Origin of the sequence: Selenihalanaerobacter shriftii, assembly GCF_900167185.1 — a bacterium.
Classification (GTDB): domain Bacteria; phylum Bacillota; class Halanaerobiia; order Halobacteroidales; family Acetohalobiaceae; genus Selenihalanaerobacter; species Selenihalanaerobacter shriftii.
The window spans coordinates 25,614-31,859 of sequence record NZ_FUWM01000025.1 but is presented as its reverse complement, the minus strand read 5'-3'; the positions used below and the strand labels follow the sequence as shown (position 1 = coordinate 31,859).

The window sequence follows — 6,246 nt, the reverse complement described above, 5'->3', positions numbered from 1 at the left end:
ACATTAACAGTTTTATTACCTTTAATTTGAGAAACTGTGCCACGCTTTAACTCGTTTCTAATCGTATTAGAAGCTCTACCTAAGCGTTTTGCAATAGCATAAGCAGACATTCCTTCGGAATGTAATAATGCAATTTGACCACGCTCATAAGCATTTAGGTGTTTATTTTTTCGAGATTTTGGTGTATTATTTAAGTAGTCCATAGTGTGCACCCTCCTGTAATGTTTTTATTTTGTGGTGATTTAATTATATTACAGTTTGGTCCACTATGGGCATTTTTTTATTAATTTTTTATTAGTTCAAGTTAATTTTACAATGAAGCGTTATTAAATCTGGAGCTATAATGGTACCTATAAATATTATGTATAAACCCCCAGCTATAGAATATATTCTAAATAATTCAGAGGCTAAAGTATTAATTACTTCTCAGGAATTCTTACCTATAATTGAAGGGTGTGATTTAGAATATTTAAAAAAGATCATAATTGTTGAGGGTGAGAAGATAGATGATTGTAAAAATTTAAGTGAATTTTATAATGGTGGTAAATCTTATCCTGAGGTAAAGAATTAATCTAAAGATAATGTGGCTGCTTGTCTATATACATCTGGAACTACCGGTGATCCAAAAGGAGCTATGTTAACTCATCATAATCTTATATTTGATACGGAGGCAACAATTAAACATCTAAAAGTTGATGAAGAGGGTCGTTATCTTTGTGTATTACCTATGTTTCATGCTTTTGCAGAGACGGTTTGTATGTTAATGCCAGTCTTTTTAGGTGCTAGTATTGTAATTATGAAGAGTTTCTTACCGGAAAGAGTCTTAAAGACTATTCAGAAAAAGAATGTAACATTTTTTGCAGCGGTACCCACTATGTATGCGGCTCTTTTAAATGTTAGAAATAAGGAAGAATATGATTTATCTAGTTTAGAATTATGTTTATCTGGTGGAGCAGCTATGCCGTTAAAGATAATGGAAGATTTTGAAAAGACCTTCAATACTATAATTATTGAAGGAAATGGTCCAACAGAGACCTCACCAGTGGCTTATGTTAATCCAATTGATGGCATTAGAAAACCTGGTTCAGTAGGATTACCTATTCCTGAAGTAGAGGCTAAAATTGTTGATGAAAATGATGAAGAACTACCTAGAGGTGAAATAGGAGAAATTGCTGTTAAAGGTGCTAATGTAATGAAAGGATACTTTAAAAAACCTAAAGCTACTGAAAAGGCTTTACGAAATGGCTGGTTTCATACTGGAGATTTAGGTAAAATGGATAATGATGGATACATTTCTATCGTTGATAGAAAAAAAGATATGATAAATGTAGGTGGAATGAATGTTTATCCTCGGGAAATAGAAGAACAACTATATAAGAATCCTAAAGTACTAGAGGTAGCTGTAGTAGCTACAAAAGATGAATTAAGAGGAGAAATCCCAAAGGCTTTTATAGTTTTAAGAGAAGGTGAAGAGGCTACAGATCGAGAAATTAAGATGTTCTGTATGGATTATTTTGCTAATTATAAAATACCGAAGTTAATTGAATTTGTAGATGAGTTACCTAAAAGTGCTACTGGAAAAATAGATAAGAAGGTATTAAAAGAAATATAGGGTATTATGTCTAACTAATAGACTGGATATTGATAAAATCATATATATTCAGTCTATTAATTTTGCTAGAAATAGTTTATTAAAACTTAGTCACTTATGACTATAAACATAAAAACTTTTAAAATAATTAAATAAAAGTTTGAAATATATATTATAATATTCAATATAGTAGGAGGAGTTATATTGAATATACAACGATTATTAGAAAAAGATTTAGAAAAGTATAGTCATTATCATCAGTATGGTAAAGTACCAACTTATATACCTGCGTTAGCTAAAGCAGATCCTACTGATGTAGGTATAAGTATCATAAATACAAAAGGGAACTCCTTCTGTATCGGGGAATGTCAAAAAAAATTTAGTCTTCAAAGTGTTTCAAAACCACTTGCTTTGATATTAGCTATTATGGATAATGGAAAAGAAAAAGTATTTAGCAAGGTAGGAATGGAACCTACCGGTGACCCATTTAATTCAATAAATAAATTAACCGGTGCAGACAAGCCATATAATCCTATGATTAATGCCGGGGCTATTGCTGTAACGTCAATGATTAAAGGGAAGAATAGTCTCAAAAAATTCCAAAGAATAATAGATCTTTTTAAAAAATTATCTGGAAATGAAAATTTAGATATAAATCATGAGGTATATTCATCTGAAATAGAAACCGGTAATAGAAATAGATCTTTAGCTTACTATATGAAGGACAAGGATATAATTGAAGGACAGGTAGAAGATATAGTTAAACTATATTTTAAACAATGCTCAATTGCAGTTACTTGTACTGATATTGCTAATATGGCATCTGTCTTAGCCAATGAAGGTGTAATTCCAAAGACCAGTGAACGAGTAATCCCTAGAAATATTGCCCAAATGGTTAGAACATTAATGGCTACTTGTGGAATGTACGATGAGTCCGGAAGATTTGCTTTAACAGTAGGATTACCAGCCAAAAGTGGGGTAGGTGGAGGTATAATGGCTGTAGTTCCTAATAGATTCGGAATAGGTACTTATGGGCCTGCTTTAGATGAAAAAGGGAATAGTATTGTGGGGATGAAAATATTAGAAGAATTATCTAAAAAACTTGATTTAAGTATTTATTAATCGTAGAAAGGAGCAAATCAGATGATAGCAATTACAAATGCCAAAATTATTACAATGGCTGATAAAATCATTGAAAAAGGTAGTATTATTATTGAAGGTAGTAAGATTAAAAATGTTGGTAAGAATATAGAAATTTATGAAGTAGAAGAAATAATAGATGCCAATAATAAAATTGTAATCCCTGGGATGATTGATGCTCATACTCATCTAGGGCTTGATGAAGAAGGTTTAGGCTGGGAAGGAGAAGATTTTAATGAAACTTCTGACCCAGTTACTCCTCACTTAAGAGCTATTGATGGAGTTAACCCCCATGAATTGGGGTTAGCTAAAGCATACCAAAATGGAATAACTACTGTAATGACAGGACCAGGGAGTGCTAATGTCATAGGTGGTCAAGTATTAGTAATGAAGACAAAAGGAAATACTGTTGATGAAATGGTATTAAAAAGTCCAGCGGGAATTAAAGCTGCTGTTGGTGAAAATCCTAAAGATTATTATGGAAAACAAGATGAGTCACCGGTCACTAGAATGGCAGTAGCTGCTTTACTAAGAGAGGCATTTATGAATACCCAAGATTATTTAACTGAAAAGAGTGTGGCTAAAAAGGAAGATGAATCATTTAATAGAGATATTCGTTTAGAAAGTATAGCACAAGTAATTAATAAAGAAATCCCTTTAAAAATTCATGCTCATAGAGCTGATGATATTATGACAGCATTGCGAATAGCCTGTGAATTCGATATTGATATTACTATAGAACATTGTACTGAGGGACATAAGGTAGTAGATGAATTAATGGCTACAGATGTGTCAGTTACCTTAGGACCTAGTATGAGTGCCGCAGTTAAAGTGGAATTAAAAGAAGTTTCTTTTGAAACACCAGGAATCTTAGCTAGTGCTGGTGTTAAAGTTGCTTTAGTAAGTGATCATCCAGTCATGCCGATTGAAAATTTACCGATTTATGCAGCATTAGCTGTTAAGTCCGGTATGGATGAAATAGATGCCTTAAAAGCCATTACTATTAATCCAGCAGAAATTTTAGGATTAGCTGACCGAGTTGGTAGTATAGAAGTAGGAAAAGATGCAGACTTAGTCATCTTTGATGGTGACCCTTTAGATATTAAGTCAAATATAGAAGACGTATTTATTAATGGAGAGAAAGTTAAAGATTAGTCATATATAATTGAATAATTTTGTAATAAATAGGAGTAGATGTCGAAGGAAGTTTCTAAAGGTGATTTTACTATCAAAGTACCGGAAATGCTTTTAAGTAGAAAAGATGAATTAAGAACTTTAGGTCACGCATTGATTAGTACTCAAAATGCAGTAAAAGATATGCTACAAGATGTACGAGAGGCTGCACAAAATACTGCATCTACTACTCAAGAATTATCTGCTACTAGTGAAGAGGCCTCGGCTTCTATAGAGGAAGTTGCAGCTTCAACTCAAGAGTTTATTACTAATACGGAAAATTTAAATAATACTTCTCAAAATATGAATGAAGTTGCTAATGATGTGAGAGATTTAGCCGAGGATGGCTTGGAAAAAATGCAAGAAATTCAAAATGTAATGAAGAGAATTTTAAAATCTTCACAAGAATCTAGTGCAATGGTTAGTGAGCTCAATAATGCTTCAGAGGAGATAGCAGATATTGTAGATGTTATAGTTGATATAGCTGATCAAACCAATTTATTAGCTTTAAATGCAGCAATAGAAGCAGTTAGAGCAGAAGAACAAGGACAAGGTTTTGCAGTAGTTGCAGAGGAAGTTAGAGAACTTGCTGAATAGACTCAAAATTGCTTCTTTTGGACAACAAATTGCCGGTGGAAGTGAAGAAATCTCTAGTGCTACTGAAGAACAGTCGGCAGCTATTCAGCAAATTTCTACTTCTTTACAAGAATTGGCTGGTATGGCGCAAGATTTAAATAATTTAGTAGACAAATTTAAATTATAATTAGTTGTTTAATATAATTTGATATACTAATAGGCATGCCTATTAGTATTAATTTGAAAAGTGATTTTCTTATCAAATTTTTCTTGCTTAAAGTTGCAGGATAGTTGTCTATAATAAAGAAATACAGTATGTAGAATAGTAATAATTATTATATTAAACTAGTATTAAGTTACATACGATATAACATTAAAGGAAGGAGGGATTAGAGTGAAAAAAGTTATATATATACTATTAATTTCATTAATAGTGCTTGCCCTCACTGGATGTGCAGGGTTAGCTAAAAAGCAAGATGTAAAAGGAAAATTATTTGTACCAAAAGTTAATTACTCATATTTTAAATTAAATAATGGTTTACAAGTTTATGTTTTTGAAGATCATCAACTACCACTAGCTAAGTTTGCTGTATGGTATAAAGTAGGTTCGATCGATGAACCACAAGGTCTTTCAGGTATATCACATCTTTTAGAACATACTATGTTTTTAGGAACAGAAAGCCTTCCAAAAGATGAAGTTCATGAACTTATTAAGTCTACAGGTGGTATAAATAATGCTGGTACTTATTATGATTATACTATGTATTATGAGGAAATTCCATCAACAAAACTTGAGTTGGCTATGGCTATAGAAGCCGACAGAATGGGTAATTTAAAGATAGACCCTCAGGAATTTAAAAGAGAAAAAGAGGTAGTTATGCAAGAAAGAAGAAAGAGAGTTGAAAATACTACTTTTAATTCAGCTTTAGAAAAGATTCAGGCTAAAGCTTTTAAAGAATCATCATTACATCATCAGATAATTGGTTGGATGAAGGATCTTAAGAATATAAATACAAATGATGTTAGAAGATATTATAACCAATATTATGCTCCTAATAATGCAGTAATGGTAGTTTCAGGGGATGTTGATCCTCAGAGGGTACATAAGCTTGCTAAAAAGTATTATGGTGATTATCAATCAAAAGAAATAGATAGGTTAAATATAAAAGAGCCTAAACAGACTAAAGAACGATTTATAAAAGTAAAGGAGAATACAAAGTTACCAATTATAGGTATGATTTATAAAATTCCAAAAGGCAATCATCCTGATATGATAGCTATAGAGGCGTTATTGGATATTTGGATAAATAATTCTACTTCTAGAGTTAAATCTGAATTGAAGAAGAAGAAAAATATGATTCTAAGGGTTGGAGCCTTCCCAGTAGAATTACGTAAGCCGGGGTTTGCTCTTATTTATACTATGCCTATGAAGAAAGAGATAATTGATCAAGTGAAGAATGCGTTTGATGAAGAATTAAAGAAATTAATCAATGAAGGAATTACAGATGAAGAACTTAAAATAGTTAAGAAAGCTGCATTAAAGAAGACAATCTTTAACCAAAAGAAAACTTCTGAAATTGCTCATACAGTAGCTAAAAGTGTTATTAGGTATAATGATCCAAAGCTTTATCAAAAGAAAATTAAAAGATTAAAAAATCTCACTAAAGATGATATTATCGTAGCTGCTAAAGAATATTTTACTAAAAATAACAGAACTGTGGGGTATATTGTACCTAAAAAGTGATAGTGATTTGTTAGTAATAATC

At 31.6% G+C, this 6,246-nt stretch carries 6 protein-coding genes and 2 pseudogenes; 7 read left to right on the top strand and 1 reads right to left on the bottom strand.

Annotated elements, in window-relative coordinates:
• Positions 1 to 203 (bottom strand): helix-turn-helix domain-containing protein (locus B5D41_RS12105; RefSeq protein ID WP_143555717.1); only part of this gene is annotated, 203 nt, incomplete at its 3' end.
• A 140-nt stretch (positions 204 to 343) separates the two neighbouring features.
• On the opposite strand from B5D41_RS12105, the pseudogene B5D41_RS12100 reads away from it, so the two are divergent.
• The 7 genes and pseudogenes from B5D41_RS12100 to B5D41_RS12080 form a co-directional block, all read left to right on the top strand.
• Positions 344 to 1,147, top strand: a pseudogene (locus B5D41_RS12100) (AMP-binding protein); the annotation flags it as partial.
• 45 nt (positions 1,148 to 1,192) lie between these two features.
• Positions 1,193 to 1,612, top strand: coding sequence for an AMP-binding enzyme (locus tag B5D41_RS14420; protein ID WP_327293211.1), 420 nt, complete (start codon positions 1,193 to 1,195; stop codon positions 1,610 to 1,612).
• Between the two features lie 189 nt (positions 1,613 to 1,801).
• A complete protein-coding gene (glsA, locus tag B5D41_RS12095; RefSeq protein ID WP_078810915.1) occupies positions 1,802 to 2,713 on the top strand; it encodes a glutaminase A in 912 nt (303 codons plus the stop codon).
• 21 nt (positions 2,714 to 2,734) lie between these two features.
• Positions 2,735 to 3,886, top strand: coding sequence for an amidohydrolase (locus B5D41_RS12090; protein WP_078810914.1), 1,152 nt, complete (start codon positions 2,735 to 2,737; stop codon positions 3,884 to 3,886).
• Positions 3,887 to 4,363: 477 nt separating this feature from the next.
• Positions 4,364 to 4,498 (top strand): annotated as a pseudogene (locus B5D41_RS14595) (methyl-accepting chemotaxis protein); the annotation flags it as partial.
• The gene (locus B5D41_RS14160; RefSeq protein WP_159442957.1) at positions 4,491 to 4,667 is read left to right on the top strand and encodes a hypothetical protein; all 177 of its coding nucleotides are present in this window, start codon (positions 4,491 to 4,493) and stop codon (positions 4,665 to 4,667) included. The pseudogene B5D41_RS14595 and the gene B5D41_RS14160, both read left to right, overlap by 8 nt.
• Positions 4,668 to 4,874: 207 nt before the next feature.
• Entirely contained in the window at positions 4,875 to 6,224 is a 1,350-nt protein-coding gene (locus tag B5D41_RS12080) for a M16 family metallopeptidase (protein ID WP_078810912.1), read from the top strand.
• The last annotated feature ends 22 nt before the right edge of the window (positions 6,225 to 6,246 follow it).

What these genes read in the sequence shown, in the direction of transcription:
- B5D41_RS14420 (WP_327293211.1), top strand. Translation starts at nt 1,193, where the DNA reads ATGAAAGGATACTTTAAAAAACCTAAAGCTACTGAAAAGGCTTTACGA.
- B5D41_RS12090 (WP_078810914.1), top strand. Translation starts at nt 2,735, where the DNA reads ATGATAGCAATTACAAATGCCAAAATTATTACAATGGCTGATAAAATC.